General features: G+C 40.5%; 24 protein-coding genes and 1 riboswitch. Of the genes, 14 read left to right on the top strand and 10 right to left on the bottom strand.

What is annotated here, in order from left to right; all coding sequences use genetic code 11:
* Positions 1-75: 75 nt before the first annotated feature.
* Positions 76-177, bottom strand: a riboswitch (purine riboswitch).
* 171 nt (positions 178-348) lie between these two features.
* Positions 349-1083 carry a hypothetical protein gene (locus PQ477_RS13450; protein WP_035393284.1) on the top strand — a complete coding sequence of 245 codons (735 nt, stop codon included), beginning with the start codon at positions 349-351 and terminating at the stop codon, positions 1081-1083.
* Between the two features lie 51 nt (positions 1084-1134).
* Here PQ477_RS13450 and PQ477_RS13445 read toward each other — a convergent pair whose 3' ends face one another.
* From PQ477_RS13445 to PQ477_RS13430, 4 genes are all read right to left on the bottom strand, one after another.
* The gene (locus PQ477_RS13445) at positions 1135-1338 is read right to left on the bottom strand and encodes an NETI motif-containing protein (protein WP_035393286.1); all 204 of its coding nucleotides are present in this window, start codon (positions 1336-1338) and stop codon (positions 1135-1137) included.
* Between the two features lie 159 nt (positions 1339-1497).
* Positions 1498-2373, bottom strand: coding sequence for a sugar phosphate isomerase/epimerase family protein (locus PQ477_RS13440; RefSeq protein ID WP_274272172.1), 876 nt, complete (start codon positions 2371-2373; stop codon positions 1498-1500).
* Positions 2374-2777: 404 nt separating this feature from the next.
* Positions 2778-3332 carry an isoprenylcysteine carboxyl methyltransferase family protein gene (locus PQ477_RS13435; protein ID WP_349775485.1) on the bottom strand — a complete coding sequence of 185 codons (555 nt, stop codon included), beginning with the start codon at positions 3330-3332 and terminating at the stop codon, positions 2778-2780.
* Entirely contained in the window at positions 3329-4429 is a 1101-nt protein-coding gene (locus PQ477_RS13430; protein ID WP_274272171.1) for a type III polyketide synthase, read from the bottom strand. The genes PQ477_RS13435 and PQ477_RS13430 overlap by 4 nt, the downstream gene beginning before the upstream one ends.
* A 205-nt stretch (positions 4430-4634) precedes the next feature.
* On the opposite strand from PQ477_RS13430, the gene PQ477_RS13425 reads away from it, so the two are divergent.
* The 5 genes from PQ477_RS13425 (at position 4635) to PQ477_RS13405 (ending at position 8436) form a co-directional block, all read left to right on the top strand.
* A complete protein-coding gene (locus tag PQ477_RS13425) occupies positions 4635-4961 on the top strand; it encodes a PadR family transcriptional regulator (RefSeq protein WP_038477833.1) in 327 nt (108 codons plus the stop codon).
* The gene (locus tag PQ477_RS13420) at positions 4951-5865 is read left to right on the top strand and encodes a permease prefix domain 1-containing protein (protein ID WP_274272169.1); all 915 of its coding nucleotides are present in this window, start codon (positions 4951-4953) and stop codon (positions 5863-5865) included. The genes PQ477_RS13425 and PQ477_RS13420 overlap by 11 nt, the downstream gene beginning before the upstream one ends.
* Before the next feature lie 15 nt (positions 5866-5880).
* Positions 5881-6942, top strand: coding sequence for a hypothetical protein (locus PQ477_RS13415; protein ID WP_274272167.1), 1062 nt, complete (start codon positions 5881-5883; stop codon positions 6940-6942).
* Positions 6943-7013: 71 nt separating this feature from the next.
* The gene (locus PQ477_RS13410; RefSeq protein WP_274272166.1) at positions 7014-7772 is read left to right on the top strand and encodes a MerR family transcriptional regulator; all 759 of its coding nucleotides are present in this window, start codon (positions 7014-7016) and stop codon (positions 7770-7772) included.
* Between the two features lie 70 nt (positions 7773-7842).
* Positions 7843-8436, top strand: a complete 594-nt coding sequence (locus PQ477_RS13405) for a GNAT family N-acetyltransferase (protein ID WP_144558446.1) — start codon at positions 7843-7845, stop codon at positions 8434-8436.
* 16 nt (positions 8437-8452) lie between these two features.
* On the opposite strand, the gene chrA is transcribed toward PQ477_RS13405, so the two are convergent.
* From chrA to PQ477_RS13385, 4 genes are read right to left on the bottom strand one after another with little or no spacing between them, the layout of a single operon-like run.
* On the bottom strand, positions 8453-8989 hold the full coding sequence (gene chrA, locus PQ477_RS13400) for a chromate efflux transporter ChrA (protein WP_035393304.1): 537 nt from the start codon (positions 8987-8989) through the stop codon (positions 8453-8455).
* Complete coding sequence (gene chrB, locus PQ477_RS13395) at positions 8986-9558, bottom strand: chromate efflux transporter ChrB (RefSeq protein WP_274272165.1); 573 nt, start codon at positions 9556-9558, stop codon at positions 8986-8988. Before chrB ends, chrA begins: the two co-directional genes overlap by 4 nt.
* Positions 9559-9576: 18 nt before the next feature.
* A complete protein-coding gene (locus tag PQ477_RS13390) occupies positions 9577-10407 on the bottom strand; it encodes a 1,4-dihydroxy-6-naphtoate synthase (RefSeq protein ID WP_035393309.1) in 831 nt (276 codons plus the stop codon).
* A complete protein-coding gene (locus PQ477_RS13385) occupies positions 10376-11044 on the bottom strand; it encodes a futalosine hydrolase (protein WP_274272164.1) in 669 nt (222 codons plus the stop codon). The genes PQ477_RS13390 and PQ477_RS13385 overlap by 32 nt, the downstream gene beginning before the upstream one ends.
* A gap of 147 nt (positions 11045-11191) precedes the next feature.
* Here PQ477_RS13385 and PQ477_RS13380 point away from each other — a divergent pair, with 147 nt between their 5' ends.
* Entirely contained in the window at positions 11192-12637 is a 1446-nt protein-coding gene (locus tag PQ477_RS13380) for an esterase/lipase family protein (RefSeq protein ID WP_274272162.1), read from the top strand.
* Between the two features lie 158 nt (positions 12638-12795).
* Here the strand turns inward: PQ477_RS13380 and PQ477_RS13375 are convergent, their stop codons facing one another.
* Complete coding sequence (locus tag PQ477_RS13375) at positions 12796-13308, bottom strand: GNAT family N-acetyltransferase (protein WP_274272161.1); 513 nt, start codon at positions 13306-13308, stop codon at positions 12796-12798.
* 142 nt (positions 13309-13450) lie between these two features.
* On the opposite strand from PQ477_RS13375, the gene PQ477_RS13370 reads away from it, so the two are divergent.
* The 3 genes from PQ477_RS13370 to PQ477_RS13360 all read left to right on the top strand — a co-directional run bounded on the left by PQ477_RS13370 (position 13451) and on the right by PQ477_RS13360 (position 18049).
* Positions 13451-13933 (top strand): hypothetical protein, encoded by a 483-nt coding sequence (locus PQ477_RS13370; protein WP_274272159.1) that lies wholly within the window; start codon positions 13451-13453, stop codon positions 13931-13933.
* 189 nt (positions 13934-14122) lie between these two features.
* The gene (locus PQ477_RS13365) at positions 14123-15463 is read left to right on the top strand and encodes a methyltransferase domain-containing protein (RefSeq protein WP_274272157.1); all 1341 of its coding nucleotides are present in this window, start codon (positions 14123-14125) and stop codon (positions 15461-15463) included.
* Entirely contained in the window at positions 15464-18049 is a 2586-nt protein-coding gene (locus tag PQ477_RS13360; protein WP_274272155.1) for an AAA family ATPase, read from the top strand.
* A 46-nt stretch (positions 18050-18095) separates the two neighbouring features.
* Here PQ477_RS13360 and PQ477_RS13355 read toward each other — a convergent pair whose 3' ends face one another.
* On the bottom strand, positions 18096-18950 hold the full coding sequence (locus PQ477_RS13355) for a glycine betaine ABC transporter substrate-binding protein (protein WP_246117140.1): 855 nt from the start codon (positions 18948-18950) through the stop codon (positions 18096-18098).
* Positions 18951-19096: 146 nt separating this feature from the next.
* Here PQ477_RS13355 and PQ477_RS13350 point away from each other — a divergent pair, with 146 nt between their 5' ends.
* The 4 genes from PQ477_RS13350 (at position 19097) to PQ477_RS13335 (ending at position 24069) form a co-directional block, all read left to right on the top strand.
* A complete protein-coding gene (locus PQ477_RS13350) occupies positions 19097-19654 on the top strand; it encodes a GbsR/MarR family transcriptional regulator (RefSeq protein WP_144558442.1) in 558 nt (185 codons plus the stop codon).
* Positions 19655-19876: 222 nt separating this feature from the next.
* Positions 19877-21349, top strand: coding sequence for a betaine-aldehyde dehydrogenase (gene betB, locus PQ477_RS13345; RefSeq protein WP_274272154.1), 1473 nt, complete (start codon positions 19877-19879; stop codon positions 21347-21349).
* A 29-nt stretch (positions 21350-21378) separates the two neighbouring features.
* Positions 21379-22590: a choline dehydrogenase gene (gene gbsB, locus PQ477_RS13340; RefSeq protein ID WP_274272153.1), complete on the top strand. Its 1212-nt coding sequence runs from the start codon at positions 21379-21381 to the stop codon at positions 22588-22590.
* A 150-nt stretch (positions 22591-22740) separates the two neighbouring features.
* On the top strand, positions 22741-24069 hold the full coding sequence (locus PQ477_RS13335) for a short-chain fatty acid transporter (protein WP_144558440.1): 1329 nt from the start codon (positions 22741-22743) through the stop codon (positions 24067-24069).
* Positions 24070-24131: the final 62 nt, after the last annotated feature.

The raw sequence follows: 24131 nt of genomic DNA, 5'->3' as shown, positions 1-24131 counted from the left end.
AAAAAAGAAAAAACACAGTTCGTCCATAATCTACATAAGAGAAAAGACGACTACTGTGTCGTTAAAGCCTAAATAAGCGCTTTTGTCTTTCCCCATAGTCTAACAATTTACGGTCGTTAGGTAGAAACGTTCAGGCCTTATTCCTGAGATTATATGAGGTGATATATTCGTTTTCATTCCAATTCGCACTTTCAGTTTACGCAGGAATCTGTCTCATGTCAACATATAGTCGAACATTTATACAAATGTCTTTTCACAATGTTCGCTTTTAACACAAAAGGAAAAAGACTCACTTTCTCTCTACATTTGCATAAGCTATGGTAAATGCCTATATAAGGAGGAAATAGGGTGCGCTCCTTTGAACAACGAATTAAACGGTCATTTTTGTTTATTGCTTTCGGCTTATCTTGGAGTATGGTTGCGTTACTGTTAGCGAGACCTGATCTGCCTCCTCAATATTTTTTATTTTTTGCTTGTCTTGCACCAGCTGTATCTGCTGTCATTGTGCACGAGTCGACTACAAACCGCTCTTTAGCTCACTCTCTATTTTTAACAGCAAAACCAACGCTAGCGTGGCTGCTGAGCCTAATCATTCCACTCGCTTTTATTGGAATATATCGCATCTCTTTTCCAAGTGAATTCGGACTGTTTCATCAATGGTGGTTTTATCTCTTCTTCATTACTGCGTTATTAGAGATTGGTTGGCGAGGGTTCTTCCAGAAAGAGTTGGAGGTTGATTCATTTTGGCTTTCATCTATAACGATTGGCGTGCTTATGGCATGTTGGGCCACACCTATTCTTGTTGTGTTTTTTGGAATAAATGACCTGCATTTATTAGCCTTTATGTTCTTTTTTTTACTCATTGCTGCTCCATCTACGTTTCTAATAGGTTTAACTAAATCGCTACTACCATCAATGATCTTAAATGGTTTTTTCCTTTATTTATTGACGTTGCTTTTTACGCATAACGATATGCTCGTTGTCTTTTTCGCTTTGCTGCTCATGCTAAACGGTATCGTCATGCTTGCTCATGCAGTCTTTCCACATTATTTCACTCAAGCATTTATCAAAAGAAGAAGTTAATACGAAAAAGCCCTACTGCAAATGAACGACAGTAGGGCTTTACAAGTTTAGCTAGCTCTTTTCCTGTTGGTTATCAATGAGAATACCCTCAAACATAATTTGTTGTTTTTTCCAGACTGGCTCTTTTCCTTTTACTTCTGTAAAAACAGGTTTTTCCATTCGTTTTATTGGTTGATAACCAAGCTGCTGCATTCGCTGCAAGCACTCGTCAATTGATTCGCCTTCCTTCACTTCAAACCGCTGCTTTTTCTTCATTTTAATGCCCTACCTTTTTCACGTACTTACATGTAGTGTATCATAATTTATTTCAACTCCAGTTAAGGGGGGATTTTACGACAATCAAAAAAAAGAGCTGAACCCAATTAGGCTCTTTTGGGCTAGCTCGCTTCACTGACAAGACGGTCTGTTTTCATGCTACGACTTTACGCCCTCTTTCCATAAATGCTTAATTGTATCCAGCCCCAACTTTGCTCCTTTACGGCACGCTTCCATGCCTTCAAATTCAATAGAGACGTAACCTTCATAGTTGTTTTCTTGCATATGCGTAACAATTTCTCGAATCGGAATGTCACCTTGTCCAACAATGGCACCTCGCAAGTATCGACCTGAGGTTGTTTGTAGCCATCCTTCTTTAATTGGCAATTCGTCTGCCTTTCGATAATAGAAGTCTTTAAAATGAACCATTGACGCATAGGGGAGATTATTCGCTACACCAACGATTGGATCCTCATCTACACAGAGAAAATTCCCTACATCAAGGGTTGTTTTAAAATTGTCTCGGTCAACGGCTCGAACAAGCCGTAGCACTCGTTCACTTGCTTGAATATAAAAGCCATGATTTTCAACACTTGTAATGACGCTATATTGCTTTGCGTAGTCTGCTATTTCTCGACAAGCATCAATAAGCAATGGCAAATCCTTTTCGAAAAAAGCATACGATGTTTCATGAAGACTACGACTTGCTACATCATGACGCATTCGCGTTGCACCCAGTCGTGCGGCTATATCGACATGATGCTTGACTATGTCAATGGCTTCTTCGTATGCTTCTTTAGAATGTTGAATGAAATTTGCGCCTACTGCATAATTTGAAATCTCTAATCCTCTATCATTCGCTCTGTTTTTTATATCATTTACTAACTCAATGTTATTGAGCAGGTCAAATCCAACCGGTACAATCTCAATATGATCTGCACCTGCATCGGCTACATAATCAATCACATCCAAAATCGTCATTTCCCCAGCTTGCATCGCTTGGTACAAACTATACGAACTAATCCCTATTTTCATTATCGTTCCTCTCCTTTTTCACCTGAGTCATATAAGGGTAGTTGCTTCTTGCGTTCAGTTGATTGTTAATGGTTTCACGTAATTTCTTAATAAAAGAGTTATACGTACAGTACGCTTTGACTTATCAATATTCCTTTAAAAAGATAGAGTAAAAAAATCTTCTTTTTATAAAACAAGGAAATTTTGTCTTTTATCGACGCATAGTTATAAAAGTTAGTTTATAAAGTATACTAATCTAAAAACTCAAATAAGTATATAGAAGATTTAATTTTATGACTTTTACCTCATTAAAAAAGAGCCTTCTCCATCAACGAAGCTATGCCGAAACAACGCTCATTGATAAAAAGAAAACTCTTTCCCTCTATTGTTTTTTAGCATTTTTGCACAATCAACTGATCATTAAACTAAACAAACCAAAACCGCTTTTTCCGCTCAAACCTCTCCGTATAATCACCTGTCATTTGATAAAGAGCTTTCTCCTCTACTCGAATGCGCACACTTAACATCCACGCGTTCAACACTGTAAAGAGGATTGCTGTCCAATACGCTTGAAAGATAAGAGGGACAAACGCTATTTCGGTCATGACGACTACATAATTCGGATGTCGAAGAAAGCGATACGGACCTTTCTCGACGGCAGGTGCATCGGGCAATACGATAATTTTTGTATTCCAATACCGTCCTAAAGAAGTTAACGCCCAAATACGAATACATTGCGCTATAATAACGATTAATAGTGCCACCACACTAATACTCGTAAAGCTTGGCGTAGTAAAGGTCACTTCTAAAAGTAAGGCAATAAAAAAACTGACATGAAGAGCAACCATCCAATGATAATGCGTTTTACCTACTTCAATACCGCCATTTCTTTTCATCCAACGTTCGTTTCTTTTTGCTACAACAACTTCAATCAATCGTTGCGCTATGATAACGGATATCATACCATATACCCATATCAAGATCCCTCACCCCTCCATTCTACTAAAAGCATTTCTGAACAAAAGCCAGGCCCTAGTGCAGCTATTAATCCCTTTTCTCCTCGTTCATGTTCCTGCTCCATACACGCTTTTAAAACATATAAAACAGTTGGCGATGACATGTTTCCATATTCACTCAATACGAGACGTGAGAGCGCGGTTTTCTCAGACGAAAATTTAAGAGCCTTCTCATAGGCTTCAAGCACCTTTTTTCCACCAGGATGAGCAATGAAAGCGTCAATGTCCTCAAGGTCTACATTTTCTTGTTGCAAGTAGTCTGTGACAATGGGTTCTAGCCAATTTGAAACAATAGATGGAATGCTTCTTGAAAAAACAACGTTTAAACCGTTATTCTGTACATCCCACCCCATTACATCTTCAGAATCTGGCATTAACGTTGATTGAGTGGACTGAATGGCTACATACTGTTTTTGTTTCCGTTCTTTCAGAAGTGGTGATTCATCGCCTGCTAGCAATGCGCAAGCTACTCCATCAGCAAACAGGGATGTGCCAATAAGATTGCTTTTAGAATGATCATCCTTTTGAAAAGTTAACCCGCAAAGCTCAACACAGACGACGAGCACTGCTGATTCAGGATAAGCCAAACAATACTCATAGCCCCGACTCAACCCTGCGGCTCCACCTGCGCAGCCAAGTCCCCATAACGGTATTCGCTTTGTATCTGCACGGAATGGAAGTCTGTTCATAACCCGTGCATCTAATGAGGGAGTAGACATGCCTGTACTTGATACAAAAACGATTGCATCAATTTCACTAGGTTGTATACTTTTCTTTAAGAATGTCCCCATTTCTAAACATGACTCAATTGCCATTGCACTATATGTCGTAGCATCTTCAATATAACAACGATTGCGATCCCCTAAAGGGTGATCCTCTTTGAACCATTCCATTGGCTGGGAGAAATGACGTTTGCGTATTTCCCCATTTGCGAACACCTTTAATAAACGTTCAATATCATGAAAGCTCTCCGAAAATAACTCTTTTGCGAATTCCATTGTTTGATGTTGTGGTAACTCGTGTGGTAGATCAGCAGTGGCAACAGACAATATAGCGGGCATATGTAGTCCTCCTCAATATAGTCTTATTAGATTATCCAAAGGCTGACAATGTATGAGCAGTATGACTACTTTTTCCAAATAAAAATCGTTTTCCCATTACACACTTTTCATTAATAATTGGGTTGTCTTTCCAACACCATTGTTATACGATGTACGTACGATACCTTGTTATACGATGCATAGTGGTTGAAAGGGTGGATACGAAATGGATAAAGAAATGATGAAAGGTAGCATCGACTTTCTTCTTCTCTCACTGATTGAAGCGAAAGACTTATATGGCTATGAAATGACGAAAAAATTAAAGACGCTTAGTGATGAAACATATAACATGAGTGAAGGTACGCTCTACCCAGCGCTAAAACGAATGGAAAAGAAAGAATGGATTTCATCGTATTGGAACGACAGTGCTGGTTCGCGTAGAAAGTATTACACGATCACAGAAGATGGTAGAAAAGAATTACAACGTAAGCAAAAAGATTGGGCAACGTTAAGCCAGCTTATCAAGCGCACGGGAGCCTCTTATGAGCGCTAAAATGAATACCTATCTGCTGCGGATTGTCAACCAAACTGATTGTACAAAAGAAGAACGTCAAGATATGTTTGATGAAATGTACGATCATTTAACGCTTATCAAACAAACGTATGTTGAGCAAGGTTATACAAAAAAAGAAGCGGAGGAAATGGCGATGAAAGAATTCGGTCATGAAGCAACAATTGGAGATGGTCTTCAACAAGCAATGTTCCCCTACCGAAGAGAGCTTTTGCTTATATTAGCCCTCGGCTCATACTTATTTGTTTGTGTGCAGTACTTTTCTATTCTTTTCGTAGAAAATGTCGCCAATTACTGGCTATTTATGCCGGCGATCGCGCATGCGCTTATTCTCTTTTTCTCGTTAAATAAAACTTATATTGTGAATCGAAAACTGTGGCTTAACCTTTCTCTTGTCCTACATTTACTCCTGATGTTTGTTTTTGCTTTTCCACATTTCAATGACGGACTTTCCTGGCATATTGTGTTTTATACTATTCTCGGCGGAACGATTTTCTTAATATACAGAACTGCCTTAACTTACTCTTTTAGTAACAGCAGCATGATAAAAAAAAGAATCATTCATACTGTCAATATCACGATTGGATTTCTATTGTTAATAGGAATCGGATTTATTCTGTTTGCTTTCTTACTATTCGGTGATTTACATCCAATTTTGCTATTAAACATGTCTTTTCCGTTTATCATTTGGGGGATCGTTTACGCGATTCAAATACGGTTGGCCAATAAAAGCTCTAAATGGTTAAACATTTGCTATTTCCTATGGATTTACGCGCTGCTCTATCTTGCTGCTCTTATATTCCCAATTTATTTTCCAGAGCTGTTAGCGAGTGATTTAAATGATCTGCTTCTTAGAGTGATCTATCCTATTCAGATTTTTGACTAATGGAGGTGTTTTCCTATGACAAATAAAAAAATGCTTCTCCTCTCTTTAACCGCACTTATTGGTTCTTGTTTCCTTTTTATGACGGTCGGCTTTTTTGTTACGTCGTCTCAAGAAACCGAACCTGCTTTTACAGGCGCATACGATGTGAATGCAAAAGAAGATTTGTTAGTTGTAACGAAAAAAGATAACGTTGAAACATTATCTTTTCAAAAAAATAATGATCATAACGTCACTTTATTTGACTCTGATCTAGACGCTTATTTATATAGCCCCATTTTTGTCGATGACCATACGGCTGCTTTTATTGAAACAACTGGCTATGAATATAGAGACAATCAGTATGATAGGATTGCCGAGTTCGCCTATAGTACGATTTATTCGCTTGATCTGATTACAAATGAACGAACAGTGATTGCCAAAGCCCGCGGTGTGCTCCTCGACTTAGTCTATATTCCAGCAAAAGAGCAATTTATCGCAACAGGAGAAGATATTAGTCAAAATGTAGAACCTCAAAAAGTGGAAAGTGGTAGCCATTCTGCACTTTATCTGATAGAAGACGGACAGCTTGAAGAGATTTACAACGGCTCATATATGACGCCCTCATCCATGCAAGCAACAGAAGATGGCACACTGATGCTGATTTTACCTGACGACCAAAGCAACTGGACAGTTGATACAATGTATGAAGCAGTTGAGCGCATATACGAGACTGACCCGACAGAGCAGCCATTGCAACTCGAACTTGTGTCTAACCCGGATAAAATCGAACCTATTACTGATTTTGTGCAAGTTGAAGATGGACTGCTTTATCAAACAATCCTCAATTATGAAGACTATGATGACGTCTTCGACTATGATCTCGTCCCTTTTTCATTAGTAAATCGAGAAGAAGGCAAGCGCCTTGGTTTAAACGAAAATGGTATAGAATATCTTCGTGCTCCTGGGAATGACATTCTCTATTATGTCAATCGAACACAAGCTTATCGTGGCGGCAATGCATTCTCCTTACATCGCTATGAGCTAGAGACCGGCACAATTGATGAAATCAATGTAACGCCGGAAACTGAAGCAGAATAATTTTATTTTAAAAGGGCTCTTGACCTTACCGTTACGTTACCCTTTACGATTCCACTAAAGGAGGTGCGATTATGGAGTACACAGTAAAACAATTAGCAGAACTTGCTGGAATCAGTAGCCGAACGCTCCGTTATTACGATGAGATCGGTCTGCTTAAACCGAAACGAATTAATTCAGCTAGCTATCGAATCTACGGTCAAAAAGAAATAGATCGCTTGCAACATATTCTATTCTATCGCGAGCTTGATGTCGGTCTAGACGCGATCATGACGTTGATGAATGAGGATACGTTTCACGTTGAAAAGGCTTTGCTACAGCATAAAGCTCATTTAGAACAAAAGCGAGATCGTTTAAATCAGCTTCTTCAAACCCTCGAGCAAACCATCGCTTCTACAAAAGGAGGAGAACCTATGTCCAATCAGAGTAAATTCGCTGCTTTTAAACGGCAACAAATCAAGGAAAATGAAAGGCTTTACGGAAAAGAAATACGTAAAGAATATGGAGAAGACACGGTTAATGAAACCAATAACCACCTCTTACAGCTAACAGAATCTGACTATCTACAGAGACAAAAAATAGAAAATGCACTAACCGAGCGATTGCGTGAGGCATCCAATTCCTTGGTTATCACGAAAGAAACAGAGCAGGAGATTACTCAGCTTCACAAAAAGTGGATTATGTTCTCATGGTCTACGTACAGTGAACAAGCACATATTGGCTTAGCAGATTTATATGTTGAGGATGAGCGCTTTAAGCGCTATTACGATGCAATTGCATCAAATGCGGCATCCATTTTACGAACTGCGATTCGTAACACGCTAGCTCCATAAGAAGAGTCATTCATAAGTCAAGTAGCCTCCAGCATATGTTTAAGGACGTTGATGATAATGGAGGCTAGAAATGATGAATGTATACCCTCCGTCCTTACCATCTTTTCAAACGGAACGACTGTTTATTCGTCCTCCCATGAAAGGAGACGGGGATAAACTATATGAGTCTGTACAGTTTTCTAAACAAAATTTATCTACATGGTTACCGTGGGTGAATCAAATGGTGTCGTCTTCTCAAGCAGAAGATGCAGTGCAATATGCTCATCAACAATTTATTGATTTAACGGATTTACGGTTTCACTTATTTGAAAAAGACACACTTTCTTTTGTTGGTTCTGTCGGATTTCACGAAATTAAATGGCATGTCCCACGTATGGAAATTGGCTACTGGCTTGATGTACGATTTCAAGGAAAGGGCTATATGTTTGAAGCCATACAACCTTTACTTTCTTTTGCCTTTCACCAATTAAGTGTTCATCGACTAGAACTACGTTGTGATCCTTCAAACAAAAAAAGCCGTGCTTTAGCAGAAAAATTAGGCTTTTCATTAGAAGCCATTTTAAAAGAAAATGAGCGCGCTACCGTCACAACTGGGTATGCCGATACATGCATTTACGTGTTATTTCACTCGACGTTTACACAAAATAAATCGACATTCTCCTGAATGTCGATTTTTAGCATTATAAAAATGGAATGACGATTCCTCCGTATGCAAATGCTATTACAATCACAAGGGCTGGATGCACCTTTAGCTTTGTTAATAGCAGAAAAGCGACTGCCGCAATAACAATGGACTGAATCCACCCAATCGACTGGAGCGCATCATTAAAGATCGTTACAGTTAAAAGCAACATTAACATACAGATGACAGGCTGTACTGCTAAAGAAAGTCCTTTAACAACAGGAGATTGACGATATTTTTGCAAAACCTTCATTAATAAAATGACGGCAACACTAGATGGAACAATGGTTGCAGCAAGCGCTACAGCCACCCCTCCCCAACCGGTTATACTGAAACCAACATATGCGGCAATCTTTGTTGCAATGGGGCCAGGAAGTGCATTTCCTAAAGCAAGTACATTATTAAATTCTTCACTCGATAACCATCCAAAACGGTTAACGACTTCTTCAAACATAAGTGGAATGGATGCTGGTCCACCACCGTACCCTAATAAATTGGCAATGAAGAAAGCAAAAAATAGATAGACATAAATCATTCTGACTCTCCTTGCTGCCGCTTACGCCATTTATCAACCAATCGATAGTGAAATAAGCCATAGATAATGAAGGCAATAATAACAAACCCAGGGTGAATATTTAGTCCTTGAAGGAGTACAAATGCTAAAACAAACGTACCAATTCCCATGAGCCAACCGAAGCCCTGCACTGCTTTTTTACCAAAGTCATACGCCATTTGCCCGAGCAGCACGGCAATAACTGGTGTAACAGCGCCAATCATCCCTGCAATAACTGGTGAGTCACTTATTAAATCCACTACCGAAAACAACAAGATCATGGCAATACTTGTCGGAAGAATGTGCCAAAGGGTTGCCCATATGGCTCCTAGCCATCCTTTTTGTTGATAGCCTAAATAAGCAGACATTTTTGTGGCAATCGGTCCAGGAAGCGTGTTTGCAATCGCTAAGGTCTCCCCAAAGTCATCATGACTCATCCATTTATATGTCTGAACTGCTTCATGCCTAAAAAGCGGCATAACAGAAGGACCACCGCCAAACCCTAATACACCTGTTCGAAACATTGCTAATGCCAGTTGTTTATACGCCACTTTGATTCTCCCTTTTCGTTAGTTTCTAATTTTCTCTAGATCAAACGTAGGAATAAGCCCTTGCTCCATCGCTCGTCCTAACAAGTTTTCTATTGCTTCATAGCCACGATCACCAAGGTTTCTAGTAAATTCATTCACGTATAAATCAATGTGAGCTTGAGCAACTTCACTTGAAAGCTCCTGTGCATGACTCATCACATAATCCTTCGTTTCTTCTGGTGTCTGCCAGGCATATTCTACTGATGCAGTTGCCCAATGCGTAAATTGCTCTTTACTTAATGAACGTTTTGCAATAATAGCGCCTAACGGAATCGGAAAACCAGTATCTTCTTCCCACCATTCTCCTAAATCTTGCAATAAACACAAATCATATTCTTGATAGGTGAACCGTGCTTCATGAATGACCAATCCAGCATCAACAATACCATCCTTTACAGCTGGCATGATCTTTTCAAACGGCATCACTTTAATTGTAATCGTATTGTTTGTCAATGCTTGTGCAGTCCAAAGACGGAACAATAAGTATGCTGTTGAACGATCACTTGGCACTGCTACCGTTTTACCTTCAAGCGACTTAATGGATTGCTTTTCTTTTGTTAACACAAGTGGACCGCATCCTCTTCCTAAAGCGCCACCACTTGGAATAAGTTGATAGTGATCTAATACATATGGTAACGCCGCGTACGATATTTTCATCACGTCAGGTCCAGTTTGATCGATTGCCCAATAATTGGTTTTATCAATATCTGCATATGTCACTTCTAATGGTGGTGCACCTTTAATTTTCCCATGTACCCACGCATAAAAAACAAATGTATCATTCGGACATGGAGAAAAGGCAATATTCATCTTGTTCAACCTCCTTAATCGTTTGACCAATTTCTTTAATCCCTTTAAAAGCAAGTGGGAAATTCCATTTTGACTTGTCACGAACACCTACTTCGTTTGAAATGGTCCGTAATTCTGAGAAAGGTAGATTAAATGATTTGGCCGCGGCTGCGACTCCGTACCCTTCCATCGCTTCAGCAATGGCACCTAACTTCTCTCTTTCCAAGTATGTCTTTTCTGTTCCTGTTGCTGTTAGCACAGATAAAATAATCCCTTCATGTACGTGATGAGAATGGCTTAATTTCCCAACAAGCTGACGATCAATTCTTGCTTGTTGCTCTTGTGTTCCAAACCCTAATTCATCAATGGAAATAAACCCCTCTGGGGATTCTGCGCCTATTTCTGGAGCAATAATACTAGATGCAGCCACGATCGATCCTATAGCAGCCCGCTTCGGAAAACCACCGGCAATACCAATATTTATCACACCTCGGTAAGGCTTTGTTGAGAGTTGCTTTGCTGTATTCGCTGCTGCTGCTGCAAAACCAACCCCACAGACAATCACTTCGATCGTCGATTGTTTTCCCAACCCTTGTTCCAATGCTTCTTTTTCTTGCTCCACAGAGACAGCAAGTAAGACTGGAAGCTTATCCAACATGTGGCATCAAGCCTTTCTAACGATTCTAACAAATTAGTATAGCATAAAATTCTTTGCTACGCTGAAGGAATGCAATGTAAGAAAATCAGACATTTCCCTCTTTCTAACGCATACGCTTTTAGTAATTCTATGGAAGAGGTGAGTAAAATGATCAAAAAAATAAGTTTGATCTTTTTAACGGTTATCCTTGTTTTCTTCTTTATGCAACCGAATCTATCTTATGGTTTCAGTAAAGGAAAACCCGATCCGTCTGCACCGCCCGGCACTTGGTACATAGGTGATGCGCCTCATGTAAAAACAGGCAGTCCCATTTTATTTGTACATGGTTTAACTGGCTCAGGAGCAACATGGTTTGAGCCAAACGATATGTACCGACAAGCTCGCGATGCTGGTCATCCTGCTGCCTTTATTAATCTCTACCCTGATCAATCATACTGGGATAATGGTCAAATGCTCGCCAGCAAATTAGCCGAAATGTATAACCATTTTGGCGAAAAGATTATCGTTGTCGGTCATAGTAAAGGTGGCGTGGATACACAAACAGCGCTCCTCCATTACGGTGCTGAACGCTATGTTTCAAAAGTCTTTACCTTAGGCACGCCACATCATGGAAGTCAATTAGCTAATCTAGCATATAGTAACTGGGCTGGCTGGCTCGCAGGCATTATTGGCATGCGCTCTCCTGGTACAGACTCATTGCGAACAGGAACGATGGCTGCTTTTCGAAATCAAACCGATCGACTTGTAGGTGACCATTCTGTTCCCTTTCAAACACTATCAGGTCGCTCATGGGGCTCTTTTGGAACATCTCTTTATTTCGGTGGTGTCTATTTAAATAGTTATGGAACAAACGATGGTGCAGTTACAGTTGACAGTTCTAGACTCTCTTATGCAAACGAACTGGCATCCCTTTCCCTTGATCATTATGCGATTGCAGAAGGTCATCGTGTATTCCGCTACTTACAACCTCGTCTTGCCACCAACGAGCAAGAGGTTGAAACACAACAAGCAGACTATGGAACCATTATTCGTGGCGGTGAACTAAATGGTACAGCAACCCAAACCTTTCAGCTTGAAGACGAGATCCAAGCCGTTACGTTTTCAGTCTTAGCTCACGAATCACTAAAAAACGTAACGCTCATCTCTCCAAATGGCGATGAACATCTTGTCGAAGCAATTGAAAAAGAACACGAGCAAAGTATTTTTGCTGGCGCTTATAGTCATTTTATTGAATTGGATCAACCAGAAAGCGGAACGTGGACAGTAGAAATGAACAGCACAACAGCAGGCGGCTACTTCGCTGTGGCATCGATTGACGGTGGGTTAACCAATACGCTTCAGCTTGAAAAAGATGTTGTGAGCGCACTAAATACGAATCCAGCTGATGTCACCTATTCAGTTCATATAAATGATGAGCTTTATGTAGAAGATGAAGCTCTTGACGCGCTTCACACATTCATCCTGCCAATGAAGAGCAATACATCACAAACGATTACGACGGATTACAACGGCATCACAAAGGATGGAACGCCGTTTGAGCGAACCGTTGTAGAACACCTCTTCACTGATGAGAGAGGGAATGTCTTTCATTAGCCACGCCTCTTAATAAACATCGTTTGATAAACGTGTAAATAACTAGCTACACTGAAAGTCGATGCGGGCAAGACCGTAAGCCTAGTTATGGTCTCGCCCCCTTTAAGTCTCTCTTGGCTGCGCTTTTTCTGAAGGCATCACCTGCATTTTTGTATCTGTTATAAAAATTTCGTCTTTGTGTCTTTGTCGTTGTTCTCTGAACTTTTCATCTTACGATAGGCATGAACATTTTTTAAAATCATATACACGTGCTCAATGCCATCTTCTATAAAAACCTCTGACACTTGAACAAACCCATACTGTTCATATAAAGCTCGTATATAATATTCCGCTTGTAAACGTATAGCGGTTTCTTTTTGTTCCTCTAGTAAAACCGTCATGGCTTGTTGCATCAATAAATGGCTTAATCCCTTGCCACGACTTTCTTTTCTCGTCAAGATCCGTCCAATCGATGCTTCACGGTATAGGACTCCACTTGGAATTAAACGCGCATAAGCCTGGACTGAACCATCTTCGTCAGATAAAAACAAATGCGTAGCGTGTAGATCAATACCGTCTAAATCTTGATACATACTTTGCTGTTCAACAACAAAAACATCCATTCGCGCTTGGATAATAGCGTATAGTTCCATCGTTGTTAGCTGTTGAAATGATTTTTGTTTCCACCTCATTACTATTCCACCTTTCTCCTACACTCTATCAAACAATGCGCAGTCATTCACTAATTAGAGATTTTGATTCCTATTTACGTTTTCTCCTAACGTATTATGGGTAATCAAATGTATATCCATATAATTGAAAAGAAGGTGAAAAATGATTAACAAACGGCTATCTTTTTTTATCCTGTTCTTTCTTATAGGTTGTTCTGATAATGATCTCTCTCATGATGTTGTTCTAGCCGATCCTTTAATGAACGAAATTCCCATTGTTTCTATTTACAATTCGAACAATGAAGAAATGGAAGCGACTTCATTTGCTATCTGTTGGAATTATTGTGATGAAGCTACCTTATCCCCGATAAATGAAGAAGGAAGAGTCCAAAACAGCAACGCCTCAAATGAAGCTGAACTAGGCGAAACAATGGAAATCGCTCTCCATTATGAATCCCCCCACACCATTTCGCACCAACTTGTCTCTTTTGATGGCTCCTCTTCAACCGAAGAAGAATTAGAGAATGAAACGTTCGAGGTCCATGGTCAAGGCGACATTCAGTATGCGATTGTCACACGGTTTCTAAACGAAAATGAAGAAACGATCGGTCGGATTCAAACAATCTTTTCTGTGCACCTAAACTAGTCTTCTTTTCCAGTAGGGTCCTTTTACAAGATCAGTGTCTTAACAGAATAAGGCACTGTTTGATTATTCATTCAGGAATTTACCTCGTCTCACCTCAATTTAGTTCTCCTCTTGTGAATTTTATCCCTTTTACCATATTTTCATAGTAAGATAGGGCTATATACGATTACTAAAAAAGGAGAGAACGGCGTGCAATTAACAATAAAAGCAAGGGGAGAGCATGTTGACGTTTTATCACATTTACTTGCCAAAAACCCTTACCGCTTATACGAACGTGATGTGAACGGTCACCTCGTTCGGTTATTTTTTTCTCATTTTTCCGCAGATTTTGTTGAAACAACGATCTTTGTTGCACCTGATCCAATTGAACTGTCTCGTAATAGTGCACGTGCATTTGATATTACTTCTTATATCAATGATCGTGAATTTGCTGTGAGCAGTATCTTTTGCACGTTTCTTCGTTCAGCACTTGGTACAGCTCTTAATGGAAAACCAAAGGATCCATACTTGCCATGGGTAGACCATCCATTTTCGTTTGAATTTTCATTTGGACCATTGGCTAGTGCAACCAGCTTATCTCTTCTCAAGCGTCTGTTTGAACCCATCGGCTTCTCCGTGAGTACTGTTTTTGCGGAACAGAAGGCGCCGCTAAGTATAAAGGATAGAAGCTCGGCTCAAATGATAACGTTAAAAGGACGCACCACCTTACAAAAAGGAATTAGACAGCTATTTGTTCTCATCCCTGTTCTTGATGACTATAAACATTATTTTATTGACGAAAAAGAAGTCGATAAAATGAAGCGTTACGGAGAAGGCTGGCTTGAGAATCATCCAGAACGAGCTTATATTTACGAAAAAGCCCTACGATTTAAAGCCATTTATGAACATACACAACAAAAAGACGTTCAACCAGTGAAAGAGACAATGATCCGACTAAACGATAAGCGCTATGAGACGATTATTCAGAAAGTTTCTGACTTACATCAAAAAGCGAGTGTTGTAGACCTTGGTTCTGGTGAGGGAAAGTTAACGGTCAAATTAGGCTATGTAAAAGGGATTAAAGAGCTATTAGCGGTAGAACCGTCTGAAATGGCAATGACTCGGGCGTTAAGGCAATTTACAAAACGCACGAAAGAATTGGAATTTCTTCAGCCAACCCCTTTAAGAAGTTCTTTATTTTATTACGATAATCGTTTACAAAATAAAGACGTCATTATCCTATGTGAAGTGATTGAACATATTGAAGAATTCCGCTTGCCAAAAATGATGAAGATGATTCTCAGCGATTACCGCCCACAAACACTTTTCATTTCGACCCCGAATTATGAGTACAACCAACTCTACAATCTGGGTGAAGGCTATCGTCACCCAGATCATCGCTTTGAGTGGACAAGAGATCAGTTTCAAACTTGGTGCCAGGCGGTTAATACTGGCTTTTACAACTTAGAGTTTACAGGGATTGGGGAAGAACACAGGCAGTTTGGTCACCCTACTCAGCTATGTCACTTCCAAAGAAAGGAGTCTGTTTAAATGGATGTGTATGTACCTTATGCTGGAATCGTATTATGTGTCGGTCCATCTAACAGTGGCAAAACGACGTTGCTTGAGTCTTGGGTGCAAACCCAACAAGTAAAATCATCTGAAATTGTGAGCTCTGATGATTACCGTGAACGTGTTGGTGATGTGCGTTTTCTTGATTGGAAAAGTCGTCCAAGAGATGAGGCAAGTTCGTTAATGGAACAGTATCAAATCCAATCAGCAGAGGCTTTTCGAACGATGGATGCAGTCATTGAATCAAGATGTCGCTTAAACAAGCTGACGATTGTGGACGCTACTCACCTTCATCCAGATGACCGTGAGCGCTACCGCAAAATAGCTCGATCACACCACCTGCCTATTCTCACGCTTCTTTTTCATACAAAGGAAGCTACTCTTCTTCTTCGAGATAGTGAACGTGATGAGCCTAGGGGGAAAAAACGTGTAAAGCAGCAGCTTCAAACCTTTAAGCAACAGCTCCGCCTCCTAAAAAAAGAGCGATACGCGAGATCCTATTCCATTTATGAAGATGAGATTGTTCACCTTATTCGTCCTGTAGAATCTCCAATTGAATTGGATGTTGGTAAAGGGCTAGATATTGTCGGCGACATACACGGCTGTTTTGATGAATTTCTTACTCTCCTGCATAGATTGGGCTATCAACAAAATGAAGCCGGTTTCTATATTCATCCAGAAGGAAGAACGTTTCTCTCATTAGGAGACATCATGAGTCGTGGTCCTAAATCGCTCCAAACCCTTCAGTTTTTTCACAATCACATTCAGGCCGGCTTAGCGCATATGGTGGATAGCAATCACGGCTGGAAGATCGCCCGCTGGCTCGATGGTCAACATGTTCAACTAACGCATGGAGACGAAAAGGTTGAACAGGAATTTCTCACCTATGAACACACACACGGTTCAGAGAAAGCAACCGAATTAAAAAAACAGTTAAAAGACCTGTTACTAAAAGCTCCTTCTCATTATGTTTTAAAGAAAAATGGGGTTGCTACAGCAGTCTGCGTTCATGCAGGTATACGAGATGAGTGGATTGGAAAGCAGTCTCATGAAATTAGTGATGTCGCTAGATATGGGGAAACAGACGGTTTTGATGACGCCAATAAACCTATCCGTAAAGACTGGACTGTTCACCATAAGACGAGTCCTCTTATTATTTGGGGACATGATCCGCGAAAAAAAGCAATGGTGGTAAATGGTACGATTAATATTGATCAAGGTGCAGTATTTGGTGGTGAACTTACAGCGCTTCGTTACCCGGAAAGAGACACATTGTCTGTGGACGTCGAAACCGACTATTCTAATGGGGATCACAACCCATTGCACGAACTTGAAAAAGCACGATTTGCTGTACCGAACATCGCTAAATACATCCAAGGTTACACTGCGTCGACTGAGTTACTCGGCAACATCCATATAGGGGAAGAACACGTCATACCAGCTTTTGACGCCCTATCCCATGTCACTTTGCCGTTAGAAGAACTTGTCTACATCCCTCCAACAATGAGCCCAACGCCAATGCCATCGTCATTAGAGGGATATTTAGAACATCCACAAGAGGCCATTGACTACTATAAGCAAAAGGGAATTACGCGAATGGTTGCCCAGAAGAAGCATATGGGTAGTCGTGCTGTTTTGCTTTTATTTAAAACAAAAGAAGTCGCATCGTCCTATATTGATCGACCAAGCCTTGGCGTTATTTATACTAGAAAAGGTAGGGCATTCTTTGATAGAACAACAGAACAAGCTATTCTTGAAAAGCTTAACAAGGATTTACAGCCTTACTTTGAAGAGCACCATACGGATTTTGTTCTTTTAGATGCTGAAATTATGCCTTGGAATTTAAAAGCAAAAGAACTCATTCGTAAACAATATGCGCATGTCGCTGAAAACGCTCGATTGGATCGAATGCAGCTCCTTTCGAAATTGCAATCAACTAGCTTGGATCATGATCTTGCTAGCTGGGTAAGTGAATACGAAAAAAAGTTAAATCATGCAGACATCTTTGAAGAAGTTTATCAGCATTATTGTTGGGAAGTTGAGAACTTAGAGAGCATCCAAATTGCTCCCTTTCATGTGTTAGCTCATAGTAATCGGTCATTCTTTAATCATCCCCATACTTGGCATATGGAGCAAAATCAGTTATTTTCAGAGCTCTCCCCTTTATTTGTACAGACGGAATGGAAATTAATTGATTCGGATACTTCTGCGGCTGAAGTCATCTCTTGGTGGGAAGACTTAACCGACGATGGGCAAGAAGGCATCATTATTAAACCAGAATCCTTTATTTGTAAACAAAAAGGAAAACTCATTCAGCCTGCGATAAAAGTCCGTGGACAAAAATACCTTCATATCATTTACGGGATGGATTATTTAGAACCAAAAAACCTTGAGCGATTGAAAAAACGAAACAGCGCTAAAAAGCAGAAGCTCGCCTTAAAAGAATTTTCACTTGGAATCGAAGCAGTTAATCGCTTTGTTGCCGGCGAATCGGTAGAACGAGTGCACGAATGTGTTCTTGCTACATTGGCTCTCGAGAGCGATCCCGTTGATCCTCGTTTGTAAATAACCAAACAGCCTCTCCTATTCAGGAGAGGCTGTTCTTCTACTGCTATTCAACACCTTCTAGCCATTCAGTCACTTTCTCTTGATTCTCCTCTACCCACTGCTTTGCTGCATCCTCTGGGTCCATCCCCTCTTCAGCAATTAACAACATCACTTCATTCATATCATCTGCTGTCCAGTAAAACTGATCAAGAATGCGGAAGGCATCAGGATCTTCCTCTTCTAACCCTTCTCGTACAATCGTTCGAATTTCACCCTCTTCTGCATAAATTCCTTCCGGATCATCTAGAAAACGTAAATCAAACGAATTAAATTTCCAATGAGGCTCCCAAGCTGTAACAACAATCGGCTCTTCATTCTCGTAAGCATTGCGCAACTGTTGCGTCATAAAAGCATCTGTACTTAGCGTTTGCTCTATATCAAGATTATACGCTTCAATTACGTCTTCTGTTGCGATAGCAATCCCTGCACCAGCATCAATTCCGGTTATTTCCGACACAACATCAGCATTCAATTCCTCAATACTTGTCACATCCATGTATGTTGGAACAGCAAGTCCGGTTCGTGCCCCTTCAAGATTCGCACCTAAATCGACAATCTCCTCTTGATAACGCTCATAATCTGCCTTCATGTCGTCCGGCAACCATCCGGCTACGTGTGCATCAACGCTACCATCAGCCACACTTTGCCACATAATTGCTTGCTCCACAACCGTTAATGTAACATCGTAGCCCGCTTGCTCAAACGCTTCTTTTATCACGTAATTCGATGCAAGTTCTGAATCCCACGCAACATATGTTAATTCAATTTCCTTGTCCGATGAAGACTGACTTTCACTCGTTCCACACGCGGCTAACGTGAATGGTACAATAGCAATGATTGGCCAAAATCGTTTTTTCAACTTGCATCTCTCCATTTCTTTTTGTAAAATTTGTTTAGAACGATTTAAACGAATTAAATATAATCGTAACATAGCTACTTGATCTGTCAAACAAAAACGCTTACACTTTTTTCTAAGATGTAGCTATTAATAAGGAGACATAAAACATGGATAAAGAACAAGCTCGAGAAGAACTTGATCGTATACACGCTATTATTAAAGACGGCATTGCCGATACGATGGACATTTACGGCGTAAATCGTTCGATCGGACAATTATATGCTACCCTCTATTTGAGTGACGACCCAATGAATTTGAACGAACTTCGAGATGAACTTGGTATGAGTAAAGGGAGTATGAGTATTGGTGTTCGTAAGTTATTGGACGAAAATATTATTCACCGAGTCTATCGCAAAGGGGAACGAAAGGATTTATATGAAGCAGAACAAGACTTCTTCCAGTTTTTCACTTCTTTTTTCACTCGCCGCTGGGAACGAGAGCGGGATGTGAACATGGCAGCCATAAAAGAAGCTGTTCCCTATTATAAAGCACTCATTGAGAACGAAGAGGTACCTGAAGAGATTCAAGCTGAAGCTTCATTTACGTTAGATAAAATTCATTCCTCTCTTGCCTACTATGAATTTCTTGATATGCTTGTCACCCAATTTCGAACAGGTAATCTAGCAAAAGAACTTGTTGAAAGATATAAAGATGCGAATAAATAAGTTTAACTGCGTTAGACAACTCCAATTCGTGTACGTAAAAGATGAATGTCCTAGGCTGTAGGATGTTCATCTTTTTTATACTCCTGTTAAAAAGAAAGGCTCGCTTGCTACTACACATTGTGAAATTCCTTTTCCTTTGACAATCAAAAAAGACAATGATAGAGTTAATTTTGTATTAATCGTTTAAAATATATTAAACAAAATGAAAGGTGGTTATTTGCTATGAACGTCCAGCTATTCATTAATGGAAAGTGGGTACATGCAGAAAACCAACAGACTCGCTCGATCATTAACCCATTCAATCAAGAAACGATTGCCACTGCTGCAGAAGGAACGAAAGACGATGCGGTACGAGCTATTGTTGCTGCGAGAACCGCATTTGATGAAGGGAATTGGCCGCACATGCCAGCAAGCGAACGAGGGGAAATGGTTCGTCTTGTCGGTCAAAAAATTAAAGATCATCGCGAGGAACTCGCTCATTTAGAAACGTTGGATACTGGCAAGACTCTCGAAGAAAGTTTAGGAGATATGGATGATATTGCAAATGTATTTTTCTACTTTGCCGGACTTGCCGATAAAGATGGCGGTGAAATCATTGAAAGTCCAATTCCTGATTCGACCAGTAGAGTTGTTCGTGAACCGATCGGGGTTTGCACGCAAATTACACCGTGGAACTACCCATTGTTACAGGCAGCATGGAAGCTAGCCCCTGCTTTAGTAGCAGGAAATACACTTGTTATGAAGCCAAGTGAAATAACGCCTCTCACCACAGCAAAAGTGTTTGAGTTTTTTGAAGAAGTAGGATTCCCAGAAGGTGTTGTTAACCTTGTACTAGGAACAGGTACAGAAGTTGGTTCAGTCTTATCCGAAAGCCATGATGTCGATCTTGTTTCATTTACAGGAGGAATTGAAACAGGTAAGAAAATTATGCAAGCAGCAAGTGGCAATGTTAAAAAGATTGCCCTTGAATTAGGCGGTAAAAATCCAAACATAGTATTCGCTGATACAGACTTCGATACAGCAGTCGACCAAGCATTAAATGCCGTTTTCTTCCATGCTGGGCAAGTATGTTCTGCTGGCTCTAGACTGCTCGTTGAGGAATCGATTCATGATCGATTTGTTCAAGCATTAATTGAACGTGCTAAGCGCATTAAACTAGGGAACGGTTTTGATGAAAGTACCGAATCCGGCCCCTTGATTTCTGCTGAACATCGAACGAAAGTAGAGCGCTACATTCAGATTGGATTAGATGAAGGCGCTACACTTGCCGTCGGCGGTAAACGACCAGATGCCGATGAACTGAAGAACGGATTCTTTTTAGAACCAACGATCTTTACAAACTGTAAGCACGATATGCGCATTGTGCAAGAAGAAGTCTTCGGTCCAGTGTTAACCGTCGAAACGTTTACGTCAAAAGAAGAAGCGATTGCTAAAGCAAACGATACGATTTACGGCTTAGCAGGAGCTGTCTTTACAGCCGATATTGATAAAGCTGAACATGTTGCCAGCAAATTACGCATGGGGACTGTTTGGATTAACGACTTCCATCCTTATTTTGCTCAAGCACCTTGGGGCGGCTACAAACAATCTGGCTTTGGACGTGAGTTGGGCAAAATCGGGTTAGAAGAATATACCGAAGTAAAACACATTTTCCGTAATAAGCAGCCACAACCAGTCAATTGGTTTCAATCTTAAAAAACCACCAATAAAAGGAGCGATGTATTATGAGTATGCATATGAAAGTGGAATCCATGTTAAGCTATCACACGTTTGAGGTACCAACTGCTATTAAGCACGGCATTGGGGCTATTAAACATCTTGGAGATGAAATAAAAGCATTCGGTTCAAAGAGAGTACTTCTTGTTACGGACCCGGGAATCTATCAAGCTGGTGTAACAAAGCCAGTTGAAGATAGTTTAAAAGAATCAGGTGTCGAAGTGGTACTTTTTAATGAAGTTGAACCAAACCCACCGACGAAATTAATTGCACGTGGCTCTGCTTTTTATCTCGATAATAAATGTGATGGTCTAGTTGCTGTAGGAGGAGGTTCTTCTATGGATACGGCTAAAGCAATTGGAGTAGAGGTATCCCATGAAGGAAGTGTCTTGGATTATGAGGCAGCAGATGGGAAAAAGCCTCTGGAACATCGAATTCCTACACTAGCAACCATTCCAACAACTGCAGGCACTGGTTCAGAAGTAACTCAGTGGGCAGTCATTACGGATGAAAAAAGAGAGTATAAGTTTAATACGGGCGGGCCATTAATCGCAGCTCACTTAACCATTATTGACCCTGAACTTCACACATCGATGCCGCCACACGTAACGGCAATGACTGGTATTGATGCCATTGCTCATGCCGTAGAGTGTTATACCATGAAATATGCACAACCTGTAACCGATGCTGTGGCTCTTCTTGCCATTGAATATGCGGCTACGTACATCCGTCGGGCATTTTCAGACGGCGATGACCTAGAGGCACGTTATGGTATGGCTCAAGCAGCCATGTTAGCAGGCTTATCTTATGGAAGTGAGTCAGCCGGAGCCGCCCACGCAATGAGTCAGTCTCTAGGTGGTATCGTACCGGTTGCCCATGGTCAATGTGTGGCAGCGATGATGGGACCAGTAATGGAGTTTAACTGGAAAGGCGCGCCAGGACGTTTTGCAAGGATTGCGCAAGCGTTCGGTATTAACACAACAGACATGACAACAGAAGAAGCTGCAAAAGCCGCTGTTCAGTACATGTATGATCTTGTAGAAGAATTAGAAGTGCCGACACTTGAAGAACAAGGTGTTGATCCTAAACAAGTGGATCGTTGGGCTGAAGAAGCTTTAAAAGACCCACAAACTATTGGAAATCCTCGTGATTTAACGAAAAAAGATTATGTATGGATTTACGAGCGTTGTTTTAATAACGTTCCAAGTACAGTACGCTAGTCAAAGGATACTCGTCTATAACCAACACCCCTCTCATTCGTCTGAGAGGGGCTTTTTTTGATCGATTGACTCTTTTTCAAAACTACTATAACGTATAAGAAAGCGCATACATTTCACTGAATGAAAGAAAGAGAAAGGTGGTTTTTTGCTATGTTTGGTGTTGTTATTCGTTTTTTTGACCGCATTGTTCAGCGTTATTTACCTGATGCCTTTATTTTTGCTCTTTTGTTAACCATTGTTGTTTTTGTACTCGGTGTAGGATTGACAAGTAGTGATCCGATTGACATGATTCATTACTGGGGAGGTGGATTTTGGGATTTGCTCGCCTTCACAATGCAAATGACACTAATCGTAGTGACTGGTTATATTCTTGCAAGTACAAACGTCATGTCCTCCTTAATGAAACGCTTAGCGCTACTTGCACACACACCTGGACAAGCAGTTATTCTTGTCACCGTTGTCGCCTCTCTCGCCTGTTTACTAAACTACGGCTTCGGTCTTGTTGTTGGTGCCTTATTTGCTAAGCATGTGGTTAGACGTGTGCCAACTGTTGATTACCGTTTACTTATTGCAGCTGCTTATAGCGGATTCCTTGTATGGCATGGTGGTTTGTCTGCCTCTATCCCACTAACGATTGCCAGTGAAGAGCACTTTCTAGTAGAGTCCTTAGGGATTATTCCTGTTACACAAACCTTATTAAGTCCTTATAACATATTTATCGTTACTACGTTAATTGTAACATTGCCCATTATTAACTACTTTTCATTGAAATCCATTAAGCATAAAACCTACATAGACCCTCTGTTCTTAGAAACAGAAATAAAAAATGAGCTTGCCGTAACGAAAGAAAGCGCAGCAACTCCTGCTGAGCGCTTGGAGAATAGTCACATTCTGTCATTCGTTATAGGAGGCGCTGGGATTCTTTTTGTCGTATTTCATTTTGCCAACAACGGCCTTGATCTAAATATTAACATCGTCAACTTCACGATTTTATTTCTTGGGATTCTGTTTCATCGTACGCCTAAACGCCTGCTTCAATCAGTTAATGAAGGTGTAAAAAATGCAGGCGGTATTATCATTCAATTTCCTTTTTATGCAGGAATTATGGGCATGATGGTCGCTTCTGGTCTATCTGACAAGATTGCGCTCTGGTTTGTTCATATTTCAACCGAAACGACGCTCCCTTTTTTAACGTTTATCAGTGCAGGGTTAATTAATATGTTCATTCCTTCTGGAGGTGGCCAGTGGGCAGTACAAGGGCCTATTATGATACCAGCCGCCATCGAACTTGGGGCTGATACGGCTCGGGTAGCAATGGCCGTTGCATGGGGAGACGCATGGACCAATATGATTCAACCGTTTTGGGCATTACCTGTTCTTGCCATCGCTGGCTTAAAAGTACGTGACATCATGGGCTTCTGTTTGATCTTATTAATTTGGTCATTTGTCCCGATTTCAATTGGGTTATTATTTTTTTAATCGTTGTTCGTTTGAGCCCATGTGTAAGCATACACGTGGGCTTTTGAGGATAGAAAGTGCCC

The sequence above is a fragment of the Shouchella hunanensis genome (assembly GCF_028735875.1).
GTDB lineage: Bacteria > Bacillota > Bacilli > Bacillales > Bacillaceae_D > Shouchella > Shouchella hunanensis.
The sequence above is the reverse complement of the archived record's forward strand: the minus strand, read 5'-3'. Positions and strand labels throughout refer to the sequence as shown.

Bases quoted from the DNA above. Each gene is read 5' to 3' on its own strand.
- PQ477_RS13445 (WP_035393286.1), bottom strand. From the start codon at position 1,338: ATGAAGAAAAAGCAGCGGTTTGAAGTGAAGGAAGGCGAATCAATTGAC.
- PQ477_RS13440 (WP_274272172.1), bottom strand. From the start codon at position 2,373: ATGAAAATAGGGATTAGTTCGTATAGTTTGTACCAAGCGATGCAAGCT.
- PQ477_RS13430 (WP_274272171.1), bottom strand. From the start codon at position 4,429: ATGCCCGCTATATTGTCTGTTGCCACTGCTGATCTACCACACGAGTTA.
- PQ477_RS13425 (WP_038477833.1), top strand. From the start codon at position 4,635: ATGGATAAAGAAATGATGAAAGGTAGCATCGACTTTCTTCTTCTCTCA.
- PQ477_RS13420 (WP_274272169.1), top strand. From the start codon at position 4,951: ATGAGCGCTAAAATGAATACCTATCTGCTGCGGATTGTCAACCAAACT.
- PQ477_RS13415 (WP_274272167.1), top strand. From the start codon at position 5,881: ATGACAAATAAAAAAATGCTTCTCCTCTCTTTAACCGCACTTATTGGT.
- PQ477_RS13410 (WP_274272166.1), top strand. From the start codon at position 7,014: ATGGAGTACACAGTAAAACAATTAGCAGAACTTGCTGGAATCAGTAGC.
- PQ477_RS13405 (WP_144558446.1), top strand. From the start codon at position 7,843: ATGATGAATGTATACCCTCCGTCCTTACCATCTTTTCAAACGGAACGA.
- chrA (WP_035393304.1), bottom strand. From the start codon at position 8,989: ATGATTTATGTCTATCTATTTTTTGCTTTCTTCATTGCCAATTTATTA.
- PQ477_RS13390 (WP_035393309.1), bottom strand. From the start codon at position 10,407: ATGAATATTGCCTTTTCTCCATGTCCGAATGATACATTTGTTTTTTAT.
- PQ477_RS13385 (WP_274272164.1), bottom strand. From the start codon at position 11,044: ATGTTGGATAAGCTTCCAGTCTTACTTGCTGTCTCTGTGGAGCAAGAA.
- PQ477_RS13380 (WP_274272162.1), top strand. From the start codon at position 11,192: ATGATCAAAAAAATAAGTTTGATCTTTTTAACGGTTATCCTTGTTTTC.
- PQ477_RS13375 (WP_274272161.1), bottom strand. From the start codon at position 13,308: ATGAGGTGGAAACAAAAATCATTTCAACAGCTAACAACGATGGAACTA.
- PQ477_RS13370 (WP_274272159.1), top strand. From the start codon at position 13,451: ATGATTAACAAACGGCTATCTTTTTTTATCCTGTTCTTTCTTATAGGT.
- PQ477_RS13360 (WP_274272155.1), top strand. From the start codon at position 15,464: ATGGATGTGTATGTACCTTATGCTGGAATCGTATTATGTGTCGGTCCA.
- PQ477_RS13350 (WP_144558442.1), top strand. From the start codon at position 19,097: ATGGATAAAGAACAAGCTCGAGAAGAACTTGATCGTATACACGCTATT.
- betB (WP_274272154.1), top strand. From the start codon at position 19,877: ATGAACGTCCAGCTATTCATTAATGGAAAGTGGGTACATGCAGAAAAC.
- gbsB (WP_274272153.1), top strand. From the start codon at position 21,379: ATGAGTATGCATATGAAAGTGGAATCCATGTTAAGCTATCACACGTTT.
- PQ477_RS13335 (WP_144558440.1), top strand. From the start codon at position 22,741: ATGTTTGGTGTTGTTATTCGTTTTTTTGACCGCATTGTTCAGCGTTAT.